This window comes from Mucilaginibacter sp. RCC_168 (genome assembly GCF_041355315.1).
GTDB lineage: Bacteria > Bacteroidota > Bacteroidia > Sphingobacteriales > Sphingobacteriaceae > Mucilaginibacter.
On record NZ_JBFUPN010000001.1, the window covers coordinates 250,041 to 276,683 of the forward strand.

The following is a 26,643-nucleotide window of genomic DNA, read 5'->3' on the forward strand; positions in this document are numbered from 1 at the left end:
ATGGACTACAAAAAAATCAATAATATATTTGGCTGGGTAGCCTTTATCATTGCTGCGCTAACTTATATTTTAACCTTAGAGCCCTCCTCCAGTTTTTGGGATTGCGGCGAGTTTGTTGCCTGTATTTACCGTTTACAAGTGGCTCACCAGCCTGGCGCCCCACTTTTTACCATGATAGGAAAGGTATTTACCTTACTTTCTATGGGCGATAATACCAAAGTGGCTTATTGGGCTAATATGGCATCTGCCTTATCCAGCGGCGCAACTATTATGTTCCTGTTTTGGACTGTAACCGCCCTGGCAAAAAAACTGCTGGTTAAAAAAGCCGAAGACATCAGCACCGCAAATCTGATACTCATTATAGGTGCGGGCCTGGTTGGAGCCCTGGCTTATGCATGGTCTGATACTTTCTGGTTTTCGGCTGTTGAGTCTGAAGTTTACGCGCAATCATCCTTATGTACAGCTGTTGTATTTTGGGCCATACTAAAATGGGATGCCAACGCCGATGAGCAACATGCCGATAAATGGATCGTATTTATTGCCTACGTAATGGGCTTATCTATAGGCATACACTTATTAAACCTGTTAGTAATACCAGCCATAGCTTTAGTGATCTATTTTCGCAGGGCAAAAAACATTACTTCAAAAGGCACTTTCTGGGCGTTTTTTGCCGGCATTGTGGCTGTGGCCTTTGTACTTTGGGGCGTTATTCAATATACTGTAAAAGGCGCGGCCTTTTCCGATCTGCTTTTTGTGAATACTTTAGGCATGGGCTTTGGCAGCGGGGCAGTCATGTTTTTTGTTTTACTCATCGCCACCATCGTAGCAGGCATATACTATACCATTAAGCCGCAAAAGCCGGCCATCATTGTAGCGGCAGTATGCTTTATACTGGTATTGGGCATCAGTGCCGGAATTATAGGCGTGGTTGTTGGTTTAGCAGTATTAGCACTGCTGGAGTACGTAGTTAAGATCCGCGAAAAACGTTTCGCTTTAAATACCTTTTTAATTTGCCTGTTGTTCATCCTGTTTGGTTACAGCTCATTCGTGATGATCGTAGTAAGGGCAAAAGCAAATCCTAACCTCAACAACAGCGACCCTGAAAACGCTTTCGCACTTAACGGCTATCTGAACCGCGACCAGTATGGTGATACGCCATTACTTTACGGACAATTTTTTGATTCAACGCCAATCGAACAAACCGAAGGGGCCACACTTTATCGTCGTGGTGAAACCAAATATGAAGTGGCCGGTAAAAAACTGACCACTGTTTATGACCGCAACACACCTTTCCCGCGCATGTTTAGTGATAAGGCTGGTCATCCGGATTTTTACCGTGCATGGAGCAAATTAGGCCAAACAGAGCATCCTACCTTTGCTACCAACCTGGGCTTTTTTGGCACCTGGCAGGTAAACCAAATGTATACCCGTTATTTTCTGTGGAACTTTGCCGGTCGTGCCAACGATCTTGACGGTCAAACCGGCGCTATTGATGGCAAAGGCGGCATCGATGGTTCCTGGCTAAGTGGCTGGAATTTTAGCAAGCCGCTACCATATGCTGTTACAGAAAGTAAAAGTTATAACCGTTTATTCTTTTTACCGCTTATCATCGGCCTGATCGGTTTATTCTTCCACTTTTGGCGCGATCAGCGGAACGCGGGGGTTGTTTTGGTACTGTTCTTTTTTACTGGTTTAGCCATTGTATTATATCTAAATCAGGATCCACTCCAACCACGTGAGCGAGATTATGCTTATGCGGGATCCTTTTATGCCTTTGCTATCTGGATAGGTTTAGGTGTACTGGCTATTGCCGATTTTTTGTCCAAAAAGATCAATGCCAAAACAAGCGCCATTATAGCCACACTGATCTGCTTACTGGCAGCTCCTGTACTAATGGCCAACCAGGAATGGGACGATCATGACCGCTCTACCAAGCTTACACCGCATGATATGGCGTATAACTACCTCAACTCTTGTGCTCCTAACGCTATTTTATTTACCTATGGCGATAACGATACTTACCCGCTTTGGTATATACAGGAGGTTGAAAATGTGCGCCCGGATGTGCGTATTGTGAACTTAAGCCTATTGGGTACCGACTGGTACATACGTGGCATGAAAAATAAGATGAACGAGTCGGAGCCGTTGCCTATCAGCATGCCGAACGACAAGTTTAAACCCGGCGTGCGCGATGTGATTTATTTTAACGATCAGAAAGTTGCCGGTTCTACTGAGTTGAAAGAGGTTTTTGACTTTATCACTTCGGACGATAAATCAACCATGGTAGAATACAATAATGGTGACATGGCCAACTACCTGCCTACCAAAAACTTTAAATTGACCATTGATCCTAACCAGGTGGTACAAACCGGTACCGTTCCGGCGGCCCAAAAGGACAAGATAGTACCTGAAATGGACTGGACCTTCAGCGGCCGGTATGTGACCAAAGATGTTTTGGCGATGATGGACATCCTATCCCACAATAACTGGAAACGACCGATCTATTTTTCGGTGACCGTACCCAATGATAACATGATAGGCCTCGACAAATATTTGTACAACGAGGGATTCGCTTATCGTTTAATGCCATTGAAACCTGACACGGCTTCTAACGCTCTCGAAAACAGCAACACCCCGGTGATGTACCATAACATGATGACTAAATTTAAGTGGGGTAATATGAAAACCGCGCGTTACCTTGATCATGAATCCATGACTATGTTTTACCCGCTGATTACCAGACTTTATTCTAATTTGTCTGATAACCTGATGAAAGAAGGGCATCCCGACCTGGCTAAAAACACCCTGAAAAAATATGACGAAGTGATGCCAGGCATTATCAATTCAACCGAGGTTGCTGTACGTAAGTTTTATATGATTGAAAGCTCCTACCGTTTGGGTGACATCCCGCTGGCCAACAAACTAGCTAACCAGGTAGACGATTATGTAAATAACCTGCTCAATTATAACTATGCATTGTTACAGCGCAACGAGATCAGTTTGGATAATAATCGCGATGTACAATACTCCATACAAATTTTGAGCGGACTGGTAGGCTTTACCAAAGATTTTAAACAGACGGAACTAAACACCAAATTCAGTGCACAATTAAAAGGATTTGAAACAAAATTTGGTATCACCCCCAAACAGTAAAGTACTTTAAAAATAAAAGCAGGGCTGTCACCCTGAGTTTGTCGAAGGGCGTGCGTAGCGGCTTGCCCACCATACTTCGACAAACTCAGTATGACAGCCCTTTATCGTAAAACAAAAAAAGCGACATAAGTCGCTTTTTTATATAGATCATATCTTATTATCCTTCGTTTACAACACCCATGTTGCAGAACTTGTCAATACGTTCGGTAACCAGTTCATTGATGTCGCGTTCGCCCAATGTTTTCAGATCTTTAAGCAATTGCTTTTTCAGAATGGAAGCCATAGCCACGGGATCCTGGTGAGCACCGCCAAGAGGCTCCTTGATCACACCGTCGATCAATTTATTTTTATACATCTCTGTCGAAGTCAATTTCAATACCTCGGCGGCACGTTCTTTATTTTCCCAGGTCTTCCAAAGGATGGTTGAGCAGTTTTCGGGAGATATTACCGAATACCAGGAATTATCCAGCATCAGTACCCTATCGCCAATACCTATACCCAATGCGCCGCCTGATGCACCTTCGCCTATGATCACGCAGATCACCGGTACTTTCAACACAGACATTTCCAGCAGGTTACGGGCAATGGCTTCACCTTGTCCGCGCTCTTCAGCTTCCAGACCAGGAAATGCTCCCGGGGTATCTATCAGGGTAACCACAGGTTTATTGAATTTTTCGGCCATTTTCATGAGCCTTAATGCTTTGCGGTAGCCTTCCGGGTTAGCCATACCAAAGTTGCGATATTGACGCTCTTTGGTATTACGACCCTTTTGGTGCCCGATGAACATCACCGTTTGACCGTTCAGCGTTCCAAAGCCGCCAATGATGGCTTTATCGTCGCCTACTGTTCTGTCGCCGTGCAATTCAATAAAATCATCGCACATTAATTCAATATATTGAAGGGTATAAGGCCTTTCGGGATGACGGGAGATCTGCACCTTTTGCCAGCCGGAAAGATTTGAATATATATCCTTTTTAGCAGCATCCAGCTTGGCTTCCAGCTCGGCTACGGTTGCAGACATGTCGAGCTTGTTTTTATCCTCCACCTGCTTCACCTTTTCAATCTGCTGTATCAGTTCAGCCAGTGGCTTTTCAAAATCAAAAGTAATCTTCATACTATTTATTTGGGCCGCTAAATTAAGTAAATCCTACGGTATATTATCAATTAGGGTTTTGTAAAGTTTCCAGCTTTTTAATTTGCTGGGGAGCCATCAGGTCGCCGGTGCTTAAGCAAGCCTGTAAAATGGCGTTTCTGAGCTCTCCATAGTACAACCCGGAGCGCGTGGCATAAAATATCACATCACCATTATTTAAGCGCTGTTTACGAAAAAGCTCATCTAAAGTTTGCTCATTTTTAATAATGAACGAACCCATTTCCACCCTTTTGCGGTGCAGTTCAGTAGCAATCGCGGTAATTTTGGTTACCTGGTTGGGGCTCAATCCCAATTCTTTTTTAAACCTGATCACCTGATCGGGCATGGGATAGTGGTTGATCTCGGCCGGCAATGCCATATGGTTGTATATATCTTCGCCATTGAGCAAAGCGGTGTATTGCTTATCGGTCAATGTTTTTACCGGCGATTTTTTCAGCGTACTATCCGCATGCTGCGCCTGGAGGGTGCTACAAAAGAACAAAATGGTAATAAGTGAAAGTATTGATCTTAGCATGTGGCATTTTACGAAAAAACCTCAACTATTATACCATCAGTTGTTAAAAGTTAACCAAAATTTAATTTCACTCCACTTTCACCACTTTTGACCGCTTTGAAATACCGTTTTCATTAAACGATTCGATCTGGAAATAATAAGGCAAGTTTTTATCCATACCGTTAAAATAGTACTCGTTTTTACCGTACACCATCATGTTGTTATAGAGTTTATCGGGCGCGATGCCCATATAAATGGTATAGCCTGTGGCATTATCAACCGGTTCCCATTTTAACCAGGAATTGCGACGCTCGCTATCGCCACGTAGCACGATAAAATTTTGAACAGTATCAGGTTTCGCACCTGCTCCCTTACCAAATACCCGGAAGCCTGATAATGCGAACTTTCCGGTAGGCATGTGCAGGTTCAGCATTTTGAGGTAACGCGCTTTGGCCGGAGTTTTCAGCTCCACATAGTCATGCGGTACATCGGTTTTGTTTTTGCTTTTGTCGATCAGCGGTTTCCAGGTTCTTCCGTCCAATGAAGAATAAACGATATACTGGTGAAAAACACCCAGCGATTTACCCATAAACGTAGCATCCTGATCGGCATAGTTGATCTGTATGGCATTTACTGTGCTCACTTGTCCCAGGTCGGTTTTAAACCATTCGCCTTTGTTAGCCGTTTTGGCGCTCCAATAGGTTTTGATATCCTCATCAACTGCATAATTGGGCTCATACCCGCCTAAGGTTGAGGAAACCTCTACCGGTTTATTATAGTTGAGGATCATCCAGCCGGTAAAGTTGCTTTTTAGGTGATCTTCGGTGCCAACCGGTAAATAATGCGGGTAATCGCCATAAGCTGTATTGGTATACAACACGCCATCCTTGTCAAATCCGGCCGGCCAGAAACCGATCCTGCGCTCAAAATTGTTTTTTACCGAGATGCCCATGGTAGAGATATGCCAGTAATTGCCATACTTATCCTGCCAGGTGGCCCCGTGCCCAGCTCCTTTGGCAAAGCCACCGGGCTTGTACGAGAAGGGGTTATGCTTTTGATAGATAAACGGTCCCAGCGGTTTATCAGCTATAAAAACACCGTCGGCATAGCCGCTTTGCTCAGTGCCAGGTGCGCCGAACTGCAGGTAGTATTTGCCGTTATGCTTGTTCATCCATGAACCTTCGATAAAAGGCAGCAGGAAAACATTATCGTTATGCTCGCCAAAACGCTCCCAGCCATGTATTTCGGGGTTTAGTTTGACCAGCTCTTTTTTAGGACCGATGGGTTCAAAGGTCTTACGGTCTATCTCCTGGCCATAAAGCGGCAGGGTATTGCTTGAGCCATGGTAGATGTAAACCCGACCATCATCGTCGGCGAACATGCCCGGGTCCCAGGCGCCCACTTTAAAGTAGTCTTTAGCGGCCTTCCAGTCGTCGCGGGTGGGGTTGGTACTCATCCACAGTGTAAAATCTTTATTATAGGTTGAACCTATAACCAGCAGGGTATCACCCAGAACCAGGGTTGCGGGGGCGCAAAGCTCATCGCCCTGAACCTGATTGTAGGGCCGCAGGAACTTGCGGTACACAAATTTCCAGTTCAGCATGTCATCGCTCCACCAGTAGCCGAACTGATTGGTGCTGAACAGGTAATATTTCCCCTTTAACAGGGTAATGGTTGGGTCGGCGGTGGCGCGGTGTTTGCCCCAGGCGGCAAAATCGGCAAAGGGTGTATAGCCATAGTCCAGGTTGAGGGGATTGCAGTAGGTTAATTTTTTATTTTGCGCCTGCGCCGGCAGCAGACCGTGGCAGCATAATATCAGGAGTAAAATACGTGTACAAATTTTCATGGTTTTATAAACTTATAAAATTCAAACAGGCCAAAACTTCTTAAACCTTCTATTTTAACATTTTTCTGTTCAAAAACGGGCTAAAAACATTCAAAAATTCATTCAAAACCATCCATTTTAACACTTTTTAACAAATTTTAACTCGGTTTTGGGCAGTTTAAAAAACTTTAAAAAGTAATACTTTACTTATAGTCAAATAGCCACATACCAAACGGTCGGTTTTGGGTTATTTTATCCCTTTAACCAAACAGCCCTGCTTACAGTTTTCAAAGTAAGCAGGGCCGGCCTGTGGTATATTTAAAGATACAAAAAATGTTTGGGATGTGCAATGGGGCGACTCGCCCGATCTGCGCTTCGCTGGATCTCTCTTCGCCTGCGGCGGAAAGGGGTTGGGAGAATAAGATTCCTTTATTACTTCTTCTTCCCGTCAGCAGAACAGCTTCGGACGAAATCAGGCAGAACATGATGGCTTGTGTGGTGGCTGGGGCATTAGCAAACCTTGCCGAAGTGTGGGGTTGAGCGAACGAAGTAGGGGTAAGGTTTAGCAGCCCGTGGTTCTGACTGATTTGCGGGGTAAAGGCCTCGTGCGGCAAAGAAGCATTTCTGCTGACTTGATTTTTGGTTACTTTGTATCAAGACAAAGTAACAGCCTTAGCGGCAATTGAGCGCTATACGATAGGCCTCTCCGTTCTGTATAGCTACGAGATTGCTTCGTCGTTCCTCCTCGCAATGACATGTTTTTTATTACCTCGCGACCGGGTAAGTCGTCTGCGTTCAAATCCCCAGCGCCTCTAAAAAACATTTTTATTATTGTGTGTTAAAAACACAATTAATTTGTACATTCATCTCCTGAAACCCTTTTCCCTAAGAAAGCTATTCATGAAGAAGAAATACCTGCTGCTTTTGCTGCTGCAATTGTGTCTTTGCGGACATACGTTTGCCCAATACCCAAAAATGACCAAGCTCTTATACGGCGTGGCTTATTATGATGAGTACATGCCCTACGAAAGGCTGGACAAAGATGTGCAGATGATGAAGGATTGCGGTATTAATGTGGTACGCATAGCCGAATCCACCTGGAGCACGGTGGAACCACAGGATGGCGTATTTGATTTCACCCACATCGACAGGGTGCTGAGCGCCATGCACAAAGGCGGTATCAGTGTAATTATTGGTACGCCTACTTATGCCGTACCTACCTGGATGGTGAAAAAGCACCCCGAAATACTGGCTATTACCCCATCGGGCCAAAGCCAATACGGGGTAAGGCAAAACATGGACATCAGCAATGTTGATTTTAAGTTTTATGCCAACCGGGTGATCCGGAAGATCATGGAGCATGTGAAGGATAACCCGGCTGTGATCGGTTACCAGGTGGATAACGAAACCAAATCATACGGTACATCCGGGCCAAATGTGCAGGCTTTGTTTGTAAAATACATGCAGGCCAAATACAAAACGCTGGATAACATCAATAAGATATTCGGCCTGGATTACTGGAGCAACCGCATCAATAACTGGGACGATTTCCCATCGATGAACGGTACCATCAACGGCAGTCTGGCTGCTGAGTTTGCCAAGTTTCAGCGGCAGCTGGTGACCGATTATATGGCCTGGCAGGCTGCTATTATCAGGGAATACAAACGCCCTGACCAGTTTATCACCCATAATTTTGATTTTGATTGGCGGGGTTACTCCTTTGGTATACAAACCGAGGTTGACCATTTTGCCGCTGCAAAAGCGCTGGACATTGCCGGTGTTGATATTTATCATGCCAGCCAGGATAAGCTAACCGGTGCCGAAATTTCCTTCGGAGGCGATGTGGCGCGTTCCATGAAGGGTGTTAAAAATTACCTGGTGATGGAAACCGAAGCACAAGGCTTTCCGCAATGGACACCTTACCCCGGGCAGCTTCGGTTGCAGGCTTTTAGTCACCTGGCCTCGGGGGCCAACATGGTGGAGTATTGGCCCTGGCACTCCATCCATAACTCGGCCGAAACTTACTGGAAAGGCTTGCTGAGTCATGATTTTGAACCCAACCCGGTTTATAATGAAGCCAAAACCATCGGGAGGGATTTTGCCCGGCTAAGTCCGCAACTTATCAACCTCAAAAAGAAAAGTGAGGTGGCTATCCTGTTCAGCAACGAGGCACTGAGCGCTTTCAAAGCCTTTGGTTTTGGATGGGGCGTACGCACCGGTTATAATGAGGTATTGCGGCAATTTTACGATGGCCTTTACCACATGAACATTCCCTGTGATTTTGTTGACCCCAGCAGCCAGGGCATCGAAAATTATAAAGTGCTCATCGTGCCCCTGCTGTATGCCGCGCCCGATAGTTTGCTGCAGCGTTTAAACCGTTTTGTAAAAAACGGCGGTCACATTATTTATACTTTTAAAAGCGGCTTCTCTGACGAAAACGTAAAGGTTCGTACCAAGCACCAGCCAGGCATTATTGAGGAGGCTTGCGGTATTTACTACAGCCAGTTCACAGTACCCGAAAATGTATCGCTCAAAGGCGACCTGGGCTTAAGCGATGCTGATAAAAAGCTCAATACCTGGATGGAACTGATAACCCCTACCACAGCCAAAGTATTGGCCTATTACGACCACCCAGTTTGGGGCAAATACGCCGCCATTACCGAAAATAATTATGGCAAAGGGATAGCCACTTACATAGGTTGCCTTACCACCAGCGCGGTGACCGATAAGCTCCTGGCCGACGCGGTTAAAAAAGCAGGCTTATGGAATGAGGATCAGCAGATCGCCTTCCCTGTCATCACCAAATCGGGTGTTAATCAAAAAGGAAAAACGGTTCACTATTATTTCAATTATTCGAATAAGGAAACCAGTTTCACGTATCCTTATAACAATGGTAAGGAACTGTTATCCGGAAATAGTGTAAGTAAAAATACCGCTGTACAGCTTGCACCCTGGGATGTAAAGATCATTGAGGTTGATTAATTTTCTTGTTATAGAGACGCAAATATGCGTCTCTATAACAAGAAAAAAGGAGATGTCACCCTGAGCCCGTCGAAGGGTAGAACGGCAGAAGCCTGCCCACCCTGCTTCGACGGTGCTCCATGACACCCTTTTTTAGAATGTTTACTCAACTAAAAAACATTAGGTTTAATTTTGGATATTTTGCGGCTCTTTTAGCTGATGTAATTTTCTAAAAACCGCGGCGTGTAAAAATAAAATGGTTGCGGGGGCAAAAGCCGGGAACCAAACAAACGGAAACACAGCCATTTCCCGGAGGTTCCCATTCGCGCCGGTAATAACCGCAACTACGAGCAGATCAATAATATCCATAATACCGAAGATATTCCAGGCGTAAACGGCAATTTTCCAGCCTGGTTTTCTCCGGGAAACCATTTTTGATAGCGGCCATGCCAGAATCGCGGTAATGATATCGCCCAGACCCGCGAAAAAAGCAAATTTCGCCGGCAGCAGGTGATAGCCGTAGATGATGATAAAAAACACACCAAGTAATCGGAATACGTGTACCGCGATCAGCGATTCCAGTGTAATTGCCCGGAGCAATTTTTTAAATAAGCCAGTATTGCCTATAAACCCGAATAAGATGATGAGCAAGGGCAGGCCACCCCAAACCATTGTTTTAGGCGGCAGGGAATCCACGTTAAGCACGCCTTTTAAAGCCAGCACCGAAACATAAGCGAGATAAGCGAGGTAAAACACAAGGATACCCAGCTGGATATTTCTTGATCTTTGTAAGCTCATACCCGCGTTGAGCGCTGCCTGCTTTACCGGTTGGGTGATAAAAAAAATGGAGTAAATAAAAACTGGGATAAATAGCACTATGACCCAAAGGGGCATGCCTGATATGTAATTTGCCATTGGATGTTTTGTTTAATAAAAACAAAGGACGGCCAAATTACGTGGCCTCCACTTAGCAAATGGCAAGAAATGAAAACGGTCTATTTCCTGATAAATTCTTTTCTTATCCTGCTTAGCGAAGTATCTGTTATACCCAGGTAGGAGGCGATATATTTTAAAGGCACGTGCTGAAAGATCTCCGGACTGGAACTGATCAGGTCACTGTAGCGTTGTTCTGCTGTTTCCTGCAGCATAGAGAGCATCCGTTCTTTAAGGATACCGTAACTATTCACCAGTTTGAGGCGGCCAAATTCACGAAAATCGGGCATGGCATGAAAGCTTTCCTGCATATCAGCATAGGTGATAGACCATGTTTCACAATCGGTAATGGTTTGAATGTATTCTCTTGAAGGGCTCCTGTTAAAAAATGACAGCAGATCGCTTGCAAAGGATTTCTCTGCATAGAAGGCCGTGGTAACTTCATCGCCTTCCAGGTTATACGTATACGATCGCATGATACCTTTCTCGATAAAATAATAGGCATTACAAACCGCACCCGCTTTTAAAACATAACCGTTTTTGTCAATTTTTACCGCGTTAAACTTAGCTACCAATTGCTCCGCCCTGGCAGGGCTCATGGGCAATACCTGTTGAACAAATTGAATTAAAGTATCTTTATTCATACCTGGCTGTTTTAGGGTTTCTATAAGGCCTGATACAAATATACGTCTCTACAGACGTAAAAAGGGATTGTCATGCTGCCTGTCGAAACATGGTGGGCTGGCATCTGCGCTCGACTCTTCGACGGAGCTCAGAGTGACAGCCCTCCGCTGTTCGAAGTCTCTGACTTCGAACGATTATGCCGGTAGTTTTCAACTACCGCGGCGCAAAATTAAATCTTGTTATCCTATGCCTGCAGTCAGTGACTACAAACATAGTTAATTCGAAGTCAGAGACTTCGGACAGCGATGGTTCATGGAGCCTGTCGAAGTATGGTGGGCAGGCCTCTGCGCTCGACTCTTCGACGGGGCTCAGCGTGACAGTCCTCTTTGGGTATTAGCGCATCAAGCAACCCTCTTCAACGTAAAAGCAAACCTGCTGCCTGCGCCCAGTTCGCTGTCCACCGCTATCTTGCCTGATTGTGCTTCGATAAAATCTTTGGCGATGGCCAGGCCCAGGCCGGTGCCGGTTTGATCGGCGGTGGCATTGGGGACTTTGAAATAGCGTTCGAAAAGGCGCGACAAGTATTGCTCTTCTATCCCTTTGCCATGATCCTGTACAGAAAACTCGATCTCGTCGGCATGGCGTTTTTTCACCACCAGTTCTACCGTTGATTTTTCGTGACTGTATTTGATGGCATTGGACAGCAGATTAATGAGCACCCAGGTGGTTTTATCCAGATCGGCATGAACATCGGGCAGGTTTTCATCACAGTCGACCTTGATAGTCACCTGTTTCTGATCGGCTATAAATTTGATGGCCTTTACCGCGTAATCCACAATGTTTCTGGGATGGGTTTTGCCAAAGTTAAGTTGTAGCTTACCCGTTTCAACCTGTGCCATATCCAGCAGTTCACCGGTTATTTGCAGCAGGCGGCGGGCATCTTCCTCAATGTTCTCCAATAGTTGCCGTTGCTCGGGATTTACATCGCCAATGCGTACATCCTCCAGTAATTTGAGGCTCATTTTGATGGATGATATCGGGGTTTTTAATTCATGCGATATGGTGGCGATGAAATTGGTTTTAGCCTCATCCAACTGCTGATATTCGGTAATGTTTTTCAGGATGATCACCTTGCCTATCACCCTGTCTTTACTGCTTACCGATAGCGACTCGCGGGAATAAAAGCTCTCGCGGTTATCGGCAAATATTTTTAGCCTGGCCTGATCATTCACCAATAGATTACGCAGCAGGTCGTTTTCGGTAGCCACGTCAGGTGCATAACGGCCATTGAGCTGATCGGCGGTCATGCCTATCAATGAGCAGGCTACTTCATTGGCAAATATGATGATCATTTTTTCATCCAGACCCAAAATGGCATCGTGCATGGAGTTGATGATGGTCTCGATCCGTTTCTTTTCAAAAAGGATACTGGCCAGGTTGCTATTCTCAAATTCATCCAGCTTGCGGGTCATGTTGTTAAAGGCTTGCCCCAATTCGCCAAACTCGTCGTCTGATTTAAAATGAATTTGCTGATGATAATTACGATTGGATACCTCTTTGATGCGGGCGGTAAGCTCTTTGAGCGGGTTAGCTATATAACCCGGGAAATTAACCGCGAAACTAAAAGCCACCAGGAATAAGAACGCCCCGCAAAAAGCAACCAGTATGGTGGCACGCTTGGCTGTACCTTTGGCAATATCATTTTTATGGGAAATGGCCGTCATGTTTAGCTGCATAAACTTATAAACCAATTGCCTTGCCTGCACGCGTAATGCGGTTAGTTTAGCGGCATCGTGATTTTGCAGTTTGATCTCCTCAAAAACGGAACGCAGAGAAGCAGCTGTTTGGCCTTCGCCGGTCTCGGTAATGTTGTGCTCCTCCTGCACCAGGTTAGTTTCAATTATTTTTAATTGCGCCGGGCTAAGCGGTCCGCCATCTGCATCAACAGCCGACAGGATCTGCTGGCCGTACTGCAATGATTTATAGTTATCTTTTAGAATAGCACCAGCATCGGCCGACAAACGGTTGAGGAAATACACCGACAACCCGCAGCAGATGAATGATAGTACAAACAAAAAACCTATGCCTGTACGCAGTTTATTTTTAATGGTCATGTTATGATAGTATTACAAGGTCAATATCAGTTTTTGACATTTTATTTAACAATTGGGTAAACACCGCCGTTTTCATGATCACCTGGTAAAATTTAAACCTGGGTTTACCAATACAAATGGTAGTGATATCATATTTTTCGGCCGTTTCCCAAATGGCTTTAGCTATATGGTCGTTTTTTACTTTAAGCACTTCGCCGCCCAGCTGCGTAGCCAGTTTCATATTGTTGATGAGGTGGCGCTGCGATGCCAGGTTTATTTTATCGCTGCTTTCGCGCGAGGTTTGTACATAGAGCACATACCATTTAGAGCGATAGTATGACGACAACCGGGCCGTTTTGCGGATGATTATTTTTGCCGACGCGTCATTGGTACTAATGCAGGCCAAAAAAAGTTCGGGCCGCAGTTTAATGTTTTTGGGTATCTCGGTATCAATTTTCCGTTCAACCTGGTGGGCAACCTCGCGCAGGGCCAGCTCCCGCAGCTGCAGTATCCGCTCGGCCTGGAAAAAGTTACTGAGCGCCAGCGGTACTTTCTTTTCATCATATATCTTCCCCTCCTTTAAACGATCTATCAGTTCATCGGCGGTAAGGTCGATATTCACTACCTCATCAGCCATTTGCAAAACCTTATCGGGGATGCGCTCGCTTATGGTTGCCCCGGTAATGCGCTGCACTTCCTCGTTCAGGCTTTCCATGTGCTGAATGTTCACCGCGCTGATCACGTTGATACCCGCGTTCAGGATCTCCATCACATCCTGCCAGCGTTTTTCGTTGCTGCTGCCTTCAATATTGGTATGAGCCAATTCATCAACCACCACCACTTCGGGGCGCAGGCTGATGATAGCTTTCAGGTCCATCTCTTCCAGTTCTTTGCCTTTATAAAACAACTTACGGCGGGGTATTACCGGCAAACCCTCCAGCTGTGCCACGGTTTCTTTACGGCCGTGAGTTTCAATATAGCCTATTTTAACATCGATGCCATTACGCATCAGGGCCTGGGCCTCCAGCAGCATGCGGTAGGTTTTACCCACACCGGCGCTCATGCCTATGTAAACCTTAAATTTACCCCTCCTTGAACGTTTGATCAGTTCCAGGAAATGCTCAACAGACTGCTCTTTATTTTCTTCGCTCATTTATGTTTCTATTATCAAGTGGTGCCGACTCACCCCGACGTCGCTACGCTTGTCACCCCTCTCTCCGCTTCGCGCATAGAGGGGATTTTATTTCCCCTAAGCCCTCTCCGGCTTCGCTGCAAAGAGGGTGGAGAGAGTTTTATTTTTTTCAACCTTCTTTTTTTCAACCTTCGATTCCCTCTTTACGCCGTAGGCGAAGAGAGGGATGTCGAGCGAAGCGATGACAGGGTGAGTCGATTGTGCGGCATTTAACCGCACAGCCCTACCTATATCTAAACTTAGCATTTTCATCGTTAATAATTTTTTTATAAAACTAATAAAAGGAGATTCCGAAAAATCCCCTTTTATAGTATGAATGTTCGTCAACCAAACTTATAATTAACAACCAAACATTAATTATAGAAAACAACCATACATATCTTCACCTCTCCTAAGAAGGCTGTCACCCTGATCTCCATTGACTCACCCCGACTTCGCTACGCTTGTCACCCCTCTCTCCGCTTCGCGCATAGAGGGGATTTTTCTTTCTTTTTTACCCTCTTTGCGACTTGTCGCAGAGAGGGTGGTCCAGCGAAGCGTAGACCGGGTGAGTCAGTTCTACAACTCGACTATCACACGGGTGAGGCTCCTAAAACGCATACACCGCTGCCAAAACAAATTGAGAGGCAGTTTTGGTCGGATCGCCCGACCGGTTTGTAAATCCTTCTGCCGATCCGCCATCAAGCCGCACTTCCGGTATCAACGATAACGGACCAGCTTTAATATTAGCCGTAAACGTTACCGCGGTTACATGTTCACCAGGCGCCGGACCAGCTAAGGTCAGGTCGCCGGTTTTTGTTTTAAAATATTCGCCACGTAAACCCAAGGTCACTGCTTTTGTCACCGCGTATTGTGGGTATAGCGCCATACCTGTAAAGCCACCGGTTATGCCGTTGTTGGCTTTATAATCGGCAGCGTTCAGTCCCAGTTTAAAGGCATCTGTGATCTGGTAAGCCGTGGTCAGGTCGAACTCCGTTCCCGAAGTTTTACCGGTGATCACGTTCAGGTAGGCCGTCCAGCCTTTTACGGGCACTATGGTTAACTGTGCGCCAAAATTGTTTACACTATTGGCGGATTTATAGGCATTCCACTGATCGTTAAACACACCTGCCATCAGGCTTACCTTATCAGTAAATGCATAGGTGGCCTTAAAGCCGGCATTCTGAAAAGGGCCGTTGGTGAACAGGTATGAAGTAGAATAGTTAAAATTACCTGTAGGGCTGATCACTTCATAACCAATGAAGGTAGCCATATAACCACCTGTTAGTACCAGTTTATCAGTTAAATCATAGGCTATATAAAGGTTTTGGATATGGAACGAATTATTATTGGCACCTGCATTAGGGATGGATTGCTCCTGCCCCCGCGGACCAAATGATAACTCACCCACGAACGCCGCCTTCCCAACTTTTTTCTTCAGTCCCAGATCAATCATGCCAATGGATATAGAATTTTGATCGGTAGCGAAGCTGGTTGGTATATTGTTTTTTCGTCCAGAGAAATCATATTTATAATAAGTATCTACAGAGCCGGATATAATTAGTGGCGGGTCTGTTTTGGCACTGTCCTGGGCTTTTGCTGCCAGGCTGGTTATTAAAATAATTGCTGGTATAATTAGTAAGGGTTTCATTTAGTATGGTATAATCTCTAAGAGAAAGGATCGGGGTTCGGGTTGCGAGGCTCGGGGAAATAATGGTCTATTAAAACCCGAACCCCCAATCCTCGAACCTCGATCCTCAATCTCCGTCCCGGTTATTTTTTAAGCTCTTCTAAAGCTATATTTAGTTTAAGCACATTTACTTTGCTTGGACCAAACAGGCCAAACATTGGTTTTTCGGTGTGTTCATCAACCAGTTTGGTTAACTGACTGGCAGATAGTCCACGAGCTTTAGCAACACGGGCTACCTGTACCTGGGCACCTGCCGGTGAAATATCAGGATCCAAACCACTGCCCGATGCGGTAACCAGTTCGGCAGGGATCTGGGCACGGGTTACACCTGGATTATGTTTTAAGAAATCCTCAATCCGTTTTTCAACGTCTTTCAGGTAATCAGGATTTGAGGGACCTTTGTTTGAACCGCCTGATCCGGCAGCATTATAATCAACTGCCGATGGACGGCCCCAGAAGTATTCGTCTTTAGTGAATTTCTGGCCTTCCAATGCGTAGCCTACTACACGACCTTTATAAGTTAATGTTTCGCCATCACCACGACCGGGAGTTAATTTACCTACACCGGCAACAGCCAGTGGATATATGCCTGCAGTTATTACGATCAAAATGAGCGTTAACTTTAATGAGGGCAACAAATATGTTTTCATCTTATTAATTATTGATTTATTGATTTAGTGAATTAGTGAGTTCTGTTGTCTGAACTCGAATTTTTAGAATTTAAGAATTAATAGAATTCTATTATTTATTTAAATCCGAAATCGAACGTCCGAAATCCGAAATCGTATCTCACATCTGATCTACAAGAACATCCCTACGGCCAGGTCTATCAGTTTAATACCAATGAATGGAATTATTACACCGCCCAAACCGTATATCAGCAGGTTGCGGCGCAACAGCGCGCTTGCACCTATCGGTTTGTATTCCACACCTCTTAATGCCAGTGGTATAAGCAATGGTATAATGATGGCGTTAAATATTACCGCTGATAATATGGCCGATTCCGGGCTATGCAGGTCCATGATGTTCAGGGCCTTTAATGAGGGTATGGATACCATGAACAACGCCGGTACTATGGCAAAATACTTAGCCACGTCATTAGCGATAGAGAAGGTGGTTAATGTACCACGGGTCATCAACAGCTGTTTACCTATCTCCACAATCTCAATCAGCTTGGTTGGGTCATTATCCAGATCCACCATGTTACCGGCTTCTTTGGCGGCCTGGGTACCACTGTTCATGGCCACACCCACGTCGGCTTGTGCCAGGGCGGGGGCATCATTTGTACCATCGCCCATCATGGCTACCAGTTTACCGCCTTGTTGTTCAGCTTTAATGTAGTTCATTTTATCTTCTGGCTTGGCCTCGGCAATAAAATCATCCACACCGGCCTTTTCGGCAATAAATTTGGCGGTAAGCGGGTTGTCGCCGGTTACCATTACGGTTTTAACACCCATTTTGCGCAGGCGTTCAAAACGTTCGGCAATACCGGTTTTAATGATATCCTGCAGCTCGATCACACCCATGATCTTTTCGTTTTGCGATACCACCAATGGGGTACCACCGTTTGAGGAGATCTTTTTCACATTATCTTCTACCTCAGTAGGGAACGGGTGACCTGCCTTTAAAGCGATATTCCGGATAGAATCAAACGCGCCTTTACGGATCCGCAAACCATCAGGGGTATCCAAACCGCTTGAACGGGTTTCGGCAGTAAATTTGATGAATACCGCGTCTTTAGGAGCAACCACTTTTGGCATGGTTTTATCTTCATGGGCCAGTTCAACAATTGATTTACCTTCGGGGGTTTCATCAGCCAGCGAGCTTAGCACGCAGGCGGCAACAAAGTTTTCATTTGTAACTCCGGTAGCCGGATAAAAGTTGGTTGCTTTACGGTTACCTATGGTAATGGTACCGGTTTTATCCAGCAGCAAAGTGTCAAGGTCACCGGCGGTTTCTACCGCTTTGCCCGATTTGGTGATCACGTTGGCCCTTAAAGCCCTGTCCATCCCCGCGATACCGATGGCTGATAACAGACCGCCGATTGTGGTAGGGATTAAACATACGAACAGGGAGATAAAGGCAGCTATAGTTATAGGGGTATTGGCATAATCTCCAAATGGTTTCAGCGTAACACATACGATCACAAAGATGAGCGTGAAACCCGACAGCAAAATAGTTAAGGCTATCTCATTTGGTGTTTTCTGGCGCGATGCACCTTCAACCAGGGCAATCATCTTATCCAGGAAGCTTTCGCCGGGCTGGGTGGTCACCATTACTTTGATCTTGTCTGACAGTACTTTGGTACCACCAGTCACGGATGATTTATCACCACCTGATTCGCGGATAACCGGGGCAGATTCACCGGTTATGGCCGACTCATCAATAGTGGCGATACCTTCAATGATCTCGCCATCTGTTGGGATGTTATCACCTGTTTCGCAGATAAACACATCACCTTTTTTTAATTGGGATGACATCACCATCTGCTCCTTGCCGTTAACCAGCAAACGGGCCGGTGTTTCTTCGCGGGTTTTGCGCAGGCTTTCGGCTTGTGCTTTACCACGTGCTTCGGCAATGGCCTCGGCAAAATTGGCAAACAGTACGGTTAAAAATAAAACAATGAATACGGTAAAGTTATAGGCAAAGCTACCCTGCCCTTTATTGGCAAAAGAGTAAATGCTTACAATAAGCATCACAAACGTACCGATCTCTACAGTGAACATCACCGGGTTACGGAACAGGATGCGTGGGTTTAGTTTGATGAATGACTGCTTAAAAGCATCTTTCATCTGGTCGCCCTGGAATAATGTATTTTGATTTGAGTTCATGATTTATATTTTTAGGCCTCACCCTGCCCTCTCCAAAGGAGAGGGTTTTCAAAGTCCTCTCCTTTGGAGAGGATTTAGGTGAGGCTTGTTTATTTTAATGAAAAATGTTCGGCAATTGGACCTAATGCCAGTGCAGGGAAAAATGACAGGGCAGCAATGATCATGATCACCGCGAAGATCATTATTCCGAAAGTTGTGGTATCACTTTTTAGTGTTCCGGCAGACTCAGGGATGAATTTTTTATTGGCTAATAAACCGGCAATTGCCAGCGGACCAATAATGGGCAGGAACCGGCCCAGGATCATTACGATACCCGTGGTAACGTTCCAGAAAATATTACCATCGCCCAAACCCTCAAAACCCGAACCGTTGTTGGCTGCTGATGAAGTGTACTCATACAGCATTTCGGAAAAACCGTGGTTGCCCGGGTTGTTTAACCAACTGGATGGCTTAACGGCCCAGTCGGCGCCGGGCATGTGTACCACTACGTATGATGATATGGCCAGGCCTACCAGGATAATAAAGGGGTGCAATAAGGCGATCAAGGAAGCGATCTTCATTTCGCGGGCCTCTATCTTTCGCCCAAAAAACTCTGGTGTTCGTCCTACCATCAGCCCGGATATAAATACCGCGATGATGATAAAGATGTAAAAGTTGAGGATCCCTACGCCACAACCGCCATAAAAACAGTTCACCATCATACCCAGCAACATCATGTTACCAGACATAGGCATGGCGCTGTCATGCATGGAGTTTACCGAACCGGTAGATATAATAGTGGTTACGATACTCCAATAAGCCGAGTTAGCCGGACCAAACCGAACTTCCTTACCTTCCATAGCGCCGGATGGCTGGCTGACACCCATATGGGCTATAGCCGGGTTTCCATTCAACTCGGCATTCATGGTCGGGATCAGGAACAGGAGCATGCCTATCGTCATCACGCCAAACACAACGTAAGCGAACTTCTTTTTATTGAGATAAAAACCAAGGGCAAATACCAATGCTATAGGGATCAGTACCTGGGCAACCAATTCGGTTGTATTAGTTAAATAATTAGGGTTTTCAATAGGATGGGCAGAGTTGGCGCCGAACCAGCCGCCACCGTTTGTACCCAAATGTTTGATAGCTACCATGGCAGCAACCGGACCGCGTGATACGTGAACGGTATCGCCCTGCATGCTGATAAAGGTATCTTTACCGGCATAGCTGGTGGTCATGCCATTGAAAGCAAATATTACAGCAATTACGAATGATATAGGCAGTAATATACGGGTAATGGTTTTTACAAAGTAATCCCAAAAGTTACCCAGCTTATCGGTTACTTTATCTTTCATAGCCCTGAATAACACAATCAGCGCAGCAATGCCGGTAGCTGCAGATACAAAGTGCAGGAACATGAATACAAAATGCTGTGTAAAATAGGTAGCGCCGCTTTCGCCTGAGTAGTGCTGCAGGTTACAGTTCACCAAAAAGCTGATAGCGGTATTGAAAGCCGTATCTGCCGACTGACCAGGGTTAGCATCTGGGTTTAGCGGCAGGTGACCTTGCGCCATTAAACAAACAAAGGCATAAATGAGCCATACGCTATTAATAGTAAGCAGGGCAAATAAATGCTGTTTCCAGTTCATTTCTTTTTTGGCGTCGATGCCGCTGAAACGGAAAATGAAACGTTCAAACGGGGCCAGAAAATCGAGCCAGGTTTTCTCGCCTTTAAAAACACGGGCAATGTACCGGCCCAAAGGTATTGCCAGCGCGAGTGTGAGCAGGTAGGTAAATATTACACCTGAAATTTCAGTGTTCATGATTTAAGTAATTAAAATTTTTCGGGTTTAAGCAGCACATATACCATGTATACAAACACGGCTATGGCCACAATGAATAATGCGATCATGGTGATTAGATTTTTTCGAAGTAATTAACTGATTTAAAAAAGATCCAGAAGATGGCCGCAAAGACCACCACGTAAATAATAACTTGTAAAACATCCATAGTATTCAATATTTTCAGAGTCCTTTACCAAGCAAATGCCAATAATTAAAATATACAGGTAAATAACTGTATTACAGTCATTTATTTAGTTCATTAAAGTTATCGGTAGGCTTTTTAATCAAAGTAAGCCTATCATTTTGATAGGCTGAATATCAAAGTGGGAGTTGTTTTAGTTCGTTAGCCATATCGCAGACGACTCACCCCGTCTGCGCTTCGCTGGACGACCCCTCTCTGCCGCGAAGCAGCAAAGAGGGTAAAAAAACCCCCACGCCTCATTACGAGGTAAGCCCCCTCTAAATCTCCCCCAAAGGGGGAGACTTCAAAAAAATATTTTAAAGCCCTCTCCTTTGGAGAGGGTTGGGTGAGGCTCCTGCTTCGTGCCTCGCAATGACGCGCGGAGGGAAAGGCGTTTTTTTCACCCTCTTTGCCGCTTCGCGGCAGATAGGGTCGCCCGCGAAGCGTGGCGGGGTGAGTCAACTCTACAGCAAGTCCCGAATTATTTTGACATTTCAAGAAGATTTCCTCTGCCCAAATAGCCATATATTGGCCTTGATAACAAACTGCATGAAAGATATTCCGGTATATCAACTAAGAGAGCGGGCCTCAACGGGTCTCGAGGTCAGGCATTTTGTTGCCGGGGATGATGTGCCCCACGATGAAACCGATACCCTGGGTGCGCACCGGGATGATCATTATATATTTTTTGTTATTGAAGAAGGTACGGCATCACTTATGATCGATTTTCAGGAGTTAAAGTTTGGCGCCTCTTCTTTATATTATATATTACCGGGACAAGTACACCACCGGATCCGTAATGAGATAGGTTATGGCTGGTTTGTAGCGATCGACGCCCTGTTGATAGCCCCCGATTACCGGAATGTTTTTGAAAGCCAGCTGGTATTACAACAACCCTTTACGCTCAATGAGGTACAATTTCGTCAATGTACCGATCTGTTAGCCCTCATGCAGGAAAAATACCGGGAAGAAAATCCCGGTCCGTTTTATTTGCAGGTGGTACACTCGCTGGTACAATCATTTGTGGGAATAGCGGCTTGTTGCTTTAGCGGATTTTGCAATTCGCAATTTGCTTTATCACGACCGGTACAGCTGGCCCAGGAATTTAAAAAGCTACTGGCCGGTAATATCCGGCAGGTTAAAAGCCCATCGGTTTACGCCTCTATGCTCAATATTTCGGAAACTTATTTGAATGAGGCCTTGAAAAAAGTAACCGGGCTTTCGGTGAGCTACTGGATCCAGCAGGAGGTCCTGCTGGAAGCTAAACGCTTACTATACTACAGCGAAATGAATATAAAAGAAATTGCCCATATGCTTGGATACACAGACCATACTTACTTTTCAAGACTATTCAAAAAAGCCGAAGGCACTACCCCGCTTTTATTCCGCACACATTACCGTAAATAGTCCAATCATTACCGTAAGCCATTCATTGATTTGGGGATAAATAGGCAGTTTCTTTGTATAATTAAAAAACTACCATGGAAACATCCACTTTTCAAAAAATCAAAAGAAAAGCCGGAAAACTGTTTGAAAACAGGTTACAATCCGGCCGGGTGCTTGAAGTTCGGCACTGGGAGCCATCAACCTTAATTGAGGTCGACCTGCACCTTCCCACTGCCGATATAGCACAATGGAACGAGATACCCTATATAAAATTCCGGGTCGACGACTTTACCTTTCGCGATTACACTCCATCAGGCTGGGATGCCGAAACCAGTACCTGCACCATTTATGTTGATGCGGCACACAACGGACCTGGCAGCAGATGGGCAAATCAACTAAAGAAGAACGATGTGGTGAGCTATCTTAAAATAGGTTCAACGGATCACAGCCCAACGCCCACCTCTGCAGTTGTTGCCCTGGGCGATGAAAGCAGCATGGGGCATTTACTGGCCCTGCAAAAAATGGTATTGCCGCATACCCGTTTTTCGGGTGGCTTGGTGATCGGTAACGAGCAGCACCGCAGGCTTTTTCATGAATACTTTTGGTCGCCCCTACAACCGGTGGCACGTAAGGATACTTTTGGTCATCACAGCCTCATTGAGTGGGTACTCGAACAGCAATACAGTTTGGAAAACACGGTATTTTACCTGGCCGGTAATAATACCATGGTAGCGCAACTGCGTAAACTGCTCAAACACCAGGGTTATCCATCGGGGCAAATTAAAGTGCAGGGCTTTTGGTCGTAGCTTGCTTTACCTTATGATAGGTAATGTAAGAGACGGCCAGGAAAACCAGGAAAATAACCGGCATTACGCGATAGTTTACCGGATCGCCTGATGCGCTATGCGCTATAAATGCCGAGATAAAGGTGAAAGTAAAACCCGCGTAAACCCACTCCTTAATCAATGATTTTAGGGGGATCAACAGCAAAACAGCACCGGCCAGTTTAGCCAGGGCCAGCTCTACCCTGAAATAGCCAGGATAACCCAGATGTTGAAAAGCCTGTAACATTGTAGGCTGTGTTAAATAAGTATAAGCCGAGAAGGTCATCATTAATGCTACTATGCTTGTGGTGATCCAGTAAGTGATCTTTAGTGCTTTCATTTCTTTTTTTGCACAAACTTAGCTACCTTTACTATTAAAAAGATACTACTATACCAAAGGATAGTGGTATCTTTTTGGATAGCTATTTTATATATGGAAGGTCAATTCAAAAAAAGAGATCACAGTTCCGAAGCCTGCAAGGCCGCAGGAAGTGCAGTTAGGGACGCACTTTATGTGTTAAACGGAAAATGGAAATTGCCGCTTATTGCCACCCTTGCCGACGGCCCGCTGCGTTTTAATGATATTCAAAGAGCTTTGGGCGAGATCACCCCCAAAATATTGTCAAAAGAATTAAAGGAACTGGAACTGAACGAATTTGTAAAGCGGAATGTTTTTTCAACTACCCCCGTTACCGTTACTTATGAAGCTACCCCCTACAGCCAAACATTGGGGCCGGTTTTAGAAGAGCTGCAAAAATGGGGAAAACAGCACCGGGAACGTATAATTGCCAGTCGCCGTCAACCTGCGGATACTGAAGTATTAACTTAAGGATAGTAAACTATGGCCAAATTTTTTGACAGCATACAGGAGCAGCACAAGGCTTTTATCGAAAAGCAGAAAATGTTTTTTACCGCATCGGCTCCGCTTGCAGCTGATGGCCATGTTAACCTTTCGCCCAAAGGGATTGATAGTTTTAAAGTATTATCAGCCAATAGGATAGCCTACATGGATATTATAGGCAGCGGTAATGAAACATCGGCCCATATCCTGGAAAACGAGCGTATCACCATTATGTTTTGCGCCTTTGAAGGTCCGCCAAATATTATGCGTTTATATGGCAATGGCTATACGGTGTTGCCCGGCGATGAAGAGTGGGCCGCTTTAGCTCCCAACTTCCAGATCTTGCTGGCAACCCGGCAAATTATTGTAGCCGATATTCATAAAGTGCAAACTTCCTGTGGGTTTAGTGTACCTTATTATGTCTACAAGGGCGAAAGAGACCAAGCCTACAAATGGGCCGCTAACAAAGGAGCAGACGGTTTAGAAGCATACAAAAAAGAGAAAAATATGATCAGTATGGATGGCTTGCCTACCGCTTTGGTTAACTCAGCTAAATAAGGTACTGACCTGCTTCCTAAAGGAATCTGTGCTATTTTCTTCTTTGGTAGAATAGAGCCCATGATTATACATCGAATCTTGTTGAGCAATAGCATGAAGCATAGCCGACTCATTGATCAAGCACCTTCCCCGCGCGTCATTGGTACGAAGCAATCCTCGGATAGCAGAGCTATTCTGTATAGTTTAGAGATTGCTTCGTACCTCAATGACGCGTTTTTTGTTTTTTACCTCTCCCGTCTTTTCATCATTATTAGCTTACACGCCTGGATGTGGCATAAATCACCTTCTTGTTAATTAAATATGTACTTTCATATAAAATTATGAAAATACATATAGAATAGCCCCTCCGCTTGTATTACGGGTTAAATCCCACCTCTTAATCGATTAAGTTTAAATCTTTATGGCAATTTTTGTAACAAATAGTTTACCTTTAACCGCCGATTAAGATTTATAATTACCAAACGACTAAAAGTTAACCATTTTATAATACAAAAAATTTGGAAATGAATTTAATGTACGTATGTTTGTACATATAAAATAACCAATTTCACAAGTGTGTTTTGCCTATTAAAAATACACTCAACCATATTACATCCTTAACGATCCCTGCATGAAGATACGTTTACCTGGTGTTCTTATATTCCTGTGCCTATTTTATCTGAACGTTAACGCGCAGGTAAAAAATAACGCAGCTTTAGCGGGTTCCATACTGGCAGATAGCCGTTTGGATACGATACAGGCACGGGGCTTAAAACTACTTTCCGGTTTCTCAGCAGGCACCTCCTATAACGAAGTATGGATCAGAGATTTTAATACTTTCATCAAAGGGTCCTTAAAAGTACACCCCAAAGAAAAGGTGAAAGAAATGCTCCTGATGTTTTTTAAAATTCAGGGCGAGGACGGTAATATTGTTGATGGTGTGGTTGACAGTGCAAAGGCGGGCGTAGGCTATCAGTATCGCTACTCGGCATTACTACCTGGTTGGGCGGCACACAAAAATACCGTTGAAACCGACCAGGAATCATCCCTTATTCAGGCTGTAAAAAAATATATAGATGTAACCGGCGACAGATCCATACTCTTTGAAGTAATAGGTGCTAAAACGGTTCTGCAACGCATAGAAAATGCTTTTGCCTATATTCAAAAAAATAGATGGTCGGCCAGATACGGCCTGGTAACCGGGGCTACTACAATTGACTGGGGCGATGTGCAGCCAGAAACCGGCTGGGGTGTAGCCATTAATGATAAAACCAAATGGGCCATTGATATTTATGATAACGCCATGTATGTCATAGCTATCCATGATTTTATGGCTATGAAACCCTCAAATTATCAAACCAAACAAAACTGGACTGCCATAGCCAATACCATCAAAAAAAATGTGCGTAAATATTTATGGATGCCCGGGGCACAGAAATACCGCCCTCATCTTTACCTAAACGGCAGCCCCTTCTCCAAAAATTTTAATGAAAACGAGATCCTGTACAGCGGCGGATCTATATGCGCTATACTGGCCGGGTTTAATACCACTGCAGAGATTAAAGAAATAAACAGGCAGTTACTTGCCGCCGCGGCCAAAGATAAATATGCTACCATTGGTAAAACGGTTTATCCGGCTTACCCGGCAGTGCAGTTCCCCAATATGCACCCTTACATTTATCAGAATGCCGGCGACTGGACATGGTTTGGCGGGCGAATGATTGCGGCCCTGCTTGCCAATGGCCAGGCAAAAGAAGCTTATAACGAATTAATACCAATGATTGAAAGGGCCATTGCACACAAAGGTTTTTATGAGTGGTACGATGTGCAAACCGGCGCTCCCAAAGGTTCGGGCGATTTCAGGGGCGAGGCCGGCGTTTTATTTGATGCGATCACAGTTTTAAAACAATGGGCTATTAAAAATAAATTAAACACTTATTAGCATACAATTTTAGAAAACCAGTACTAAATCAAATTTTCATGAAAAAAAATAATACCATTAAGGTAACGTGGATAGCTTTGCCCTTTTCTAAGGGTACTCTTCCCGTATACCGCCAGCCCCCTTAGTAGTAAGCCGCATTAGTATTCGCTGTGATACGCATTAGTATCCCCCGCGATATT

Annotated in this window: 21 protein-coding genes; 7 read left to right on the forward strand and 14 right to left on the reverse strand. The window is 44.9% G+C overall.

The genetic code is table 11. From position 1 onward, the window contains the following. The gene (locus AB6735_RS01080) at nt 1-3,153 is read left to right on the forward strand and encodes a protein O-mannosyl-transferase family (protein WP_370993961.1); all 3,153 of its coding nucleotides are present in this window, start codon (nt 1-3) and stop codon (nt 3,151-3,153) included. Nucleotides 3,154-3,310: 157 nt separating this feature from the next. On the opposite strand, the gene AB6735_RS01085 is transcribed toward AB6735_RS01080, so the two are convergent. From AB6735_RS01085 to AB6735_RS01095, 3 genes are all read right to left on the reverse strand, one after another. Beyond that, nucleotides 3,311-4,267: an acetyl-CoA carboxylase carboxyltransferase subunit alpha gene (locus tag AB6735_RS01085; RefSeq protein ID WP_370993962.1), complete on the reverse strand. Its 957-nt coding sequence runs from the start codon at nt 4,265-4,267 to the stop codon at nt 3,311-3,313. A gap of 46 nt (nt 4,268-4,313) precedes the next feature. After that, a complete protein-coding gene (locus AB6735_RS01090; RefSeq protein WP_370993963.1) occupies nt 4,314-4,820 on the reverse strand; it encodes a hypothetical protein in 507 nt (168 codons plus the stop codon). A 67-nt stretch (nt 4,821-4,887) separates the two neighbouring features. Then, nucleotides 4,888-6,645 carry a family 43 glycosylhydrolase gene (locus AB6735_RS01095; RefSeq protein ID WP_370993964.1) on the reverse strand — a complete coding sequence of 586 codons (1,758 nt, stop codon included), beginning with the start codon at nt 6,643-6,645 and terminating at the stop codon, nt 4,888-4,890. Nucleotides 6,646-7,524: 879 nt separating this feature from the next. Here AB6735_RS01095 and AB6735_RS01100 point away from each other — a divergent pair. Further along, nucleotides 7,525-9,606, forward strand: a complete 2,082-nt coding sequence (locus tag AB6735_RS01100; protein WP_370993965.1) for a beta-galactosidase — start codon at nt 7,525-7,527, stop codon at nt 9,604-9,606. A gap of 165 nt (nt 9,607-9,771) precedes the next feature. Here AB6735_RS01100 and AB6735_RS01105 read toward each other — a convergent pair whose 3' ends face one another. The 10 genes from AB6735_RS01105 to kdpF form a co-directional block, all read right to left on the reverse strand. Then, complete coding sequence (locus tag AB6735_RS01105) at nt 9,772-10,500, reverse strand: hypothetical protein (protein WP_370993966.1); 729 nt, start codon at nt 10,498-10,500, stop codon at nt 9,772-9,774. An 80-nt stretch (nt 10,501-10,580) separates the two neighbouring features. Then, on the reverse strand, nt 10,581-11,162 hold the full coding sequence (locus tag AB6735_RS01110) for a Crp/Fnr family transcriptional regulator (protein ID WP_370993967.1): 582 nt from the start codon (nt 11,160-11,162) through the stop codon (nt 10,581-10,583). Between the two features lie 381 nt (nt 11,163-11,543). Further along, nucleotides 11,544-13,256: an ATP-binding protein gene (locus AB6735_RS01115; protein WP_370993968.1), complete on the reverse strand. Its 1,713-nt coding sequence runs from the start codon at nt 13,254-13,256 to the stop codon at nt 11,544-11,546. A 1-nt stretch (nt 13,257) separates the two neighbouring features. Further along, entirely contained in the window at nt 13,258-14,388 is a 1,131-nt protein-coding gene (locus tag AB6735_RS01120) for a sensor protein KdpD (RefSeq protein WP_370993969.1), read from the reverse strand. A gap of 96 nt (nt 14,389-14,484) precedes the next feature. Then, nucleotides 14,485-14,679, reverse strand: coding sequence for a hypothetical protein (locus AB6735_RS01125; RefSeq protein WP_370993970.1), 195 nt, complete (start codon nt 14,677-14,679; stop codon nt 14,485-14,487). A gap of 337 nt (nt 14,680-15,016) precedes the next feature. Next, complete coding sequence (locus AB6735_RS01130; RefSeq protein WP_370993971.1) at nt 15,017-16,057, reverse strand: outer membrane beta-barrel protein; 1,041 nt, start codon at nt 16,055-16,057, stop codon at nt 15,017-15,019. Between the two features lie 122 nt (nt 16,058-16,179). Continuing rightward, a complete protein-coding gene (locus AB6735_RS01135) occupies nt 16,180-16,746 on the reverse strand; it encodes a K(+)-transporting ATPase subunit C (RefSeq protein WP_370993972.1) in 567 nt (188 codons plus the stop codon). A gap of 150 nt (nt 16,747-16,896) precedes the next feature. Continuing rightward, nucleotides 16,897-18,927: a potassium-transporting ATPase subunit KdpB gene (kdpB, locus tag AB6735_RS01140; RefSeq protein ID WP_370993973.1), complete on the reverse strand. Its 2,031-nt coding sequence runs from the start codon at nt 18,925-18,927 to the stop codon at nt 16,897-16,899. 89 nt (nt 18,928-19,016) lie between these two features. Next, nucleotides 19,017-20,732 carry a potassium-transporting ATPase subunit KdpA gene (gene kdpA / locus AB6735_RS01145; protein WP_370993974.1) on the reverse strand — a complete coding sequence of 572 codons (1,716 nt, stop codon included), beginning with the start codon at nt 20,730-20,732 and terminating at the stop codon, nt 19,017-19,019. An 11-nt stretch (nt 20,733-20,743) separates the two neighbouring features. Then, a complete protein-coding gene (gene kdpF / locus AB6735_RS01150) occupies nt 20,744-20,821 on the reverse strand; it encodes a K(+)-transporting ATPase subunit F (RefSeq protein ID WP_076377293.1) in 78 nt (25 codons plus the stop codon). 662 nt (nt 20,822-21,483) lie between these two features. Between kdpF and AB6735_RS01155 the strand changes: the two genes are divergently transcribed. Beyond that, a complete protein-coding gene (locus tag AB6735_RS01155; RefSeq protein ID WP_370993975.1) occupies nt 21,484-22,341 on the forward strand; it encodes a helix-turn-helix domain-containing protein in 858 nt (285 codons plus the stop codon). A 74-nt stretch (nt 22,342-22,415) separates the two neighbouring features. Next, nucleotides 22,416-23,126, forward strand: a complete 711-nt coding sequence (locus tag AB6735_RS01160) for an SIP domain-containing protein (protein WP_370993976.1) — start codon at nt 22,416-22,418, stop codon at nt 23,124-23,126. On the opposite strand, the gene AB6735_RS01165 is transcribed toward AB6735_RS01160, so the two are convergent. Next, nucleotides 23,101-23,484 carry a DoxX family protein gene (locus AB6735_RS01165; protein ID WP_370993977.1) on the reverse strand — a complete coding sequence of 128 codons (384 nt, stop codon included), beginning with the start codon at nt 23,482-23,484 and terminating at the stop codon, nt 23,101-23,103. The genes AB6735_RS01160 and AB6735_RS01165 overlap by 26 nt on opposite strands. Nucleotides 23,485-23,577: 93 nt before the next feature. Between AB6735_RS01165 and AB6735_RS01170 the strand changes: the two genes are divergently transcribed. The 3 genes from AB6735_RS01170 to AB6735_RS01180 all read left to right on the forward strand — a co-directional run bounded on the left by AB6735_RS01170 (nt 23,578) and on the right by AB6735_RS01180 (nt 26,464). Continuing rightward, nucleotides 23,578-23,973: a winged helix-turn-helix transcriptional regulator gene (locus tag AB6735_RS01170; protein ID WP_370993978.1), complete on the forward strand. Its 396-nt coding sequence runs from the start codon at nt 23,578-23,580 to the stop codon at nt 23,971-23,973. A 12-nt stretch (nt 23,974-23,985) separates the two neighbouring features. Next, nucleotides 23,986-24,543 carry a pyridoxamine 5'-phosphate oxidase family protein gene (locus tag AB6735_RS01175; protein ID WP_370993979.1) on the forward strand — a complete coding sequence of 186 codons (558 nt, stop codon included), beginning with the start codon at nt 23,986-23,988 and terminating at the stop codon, nt 24,541-24,543. A 610-nt stretch (nt 24,544-25,153) separates the two neighbouring features. Further along, nucleotides 25,154-26,464, forward strand: a complete 1,311-nt coding sequence (locus AB6735_RS01180; protein ID WP_370993980.1) for a hypothetical protein — start codon at nt 25,154-25,156, stop codon at nt 26,462-26,464. Nucleotides 26,465-26,643: the final 179 nt, after the last annotated feature.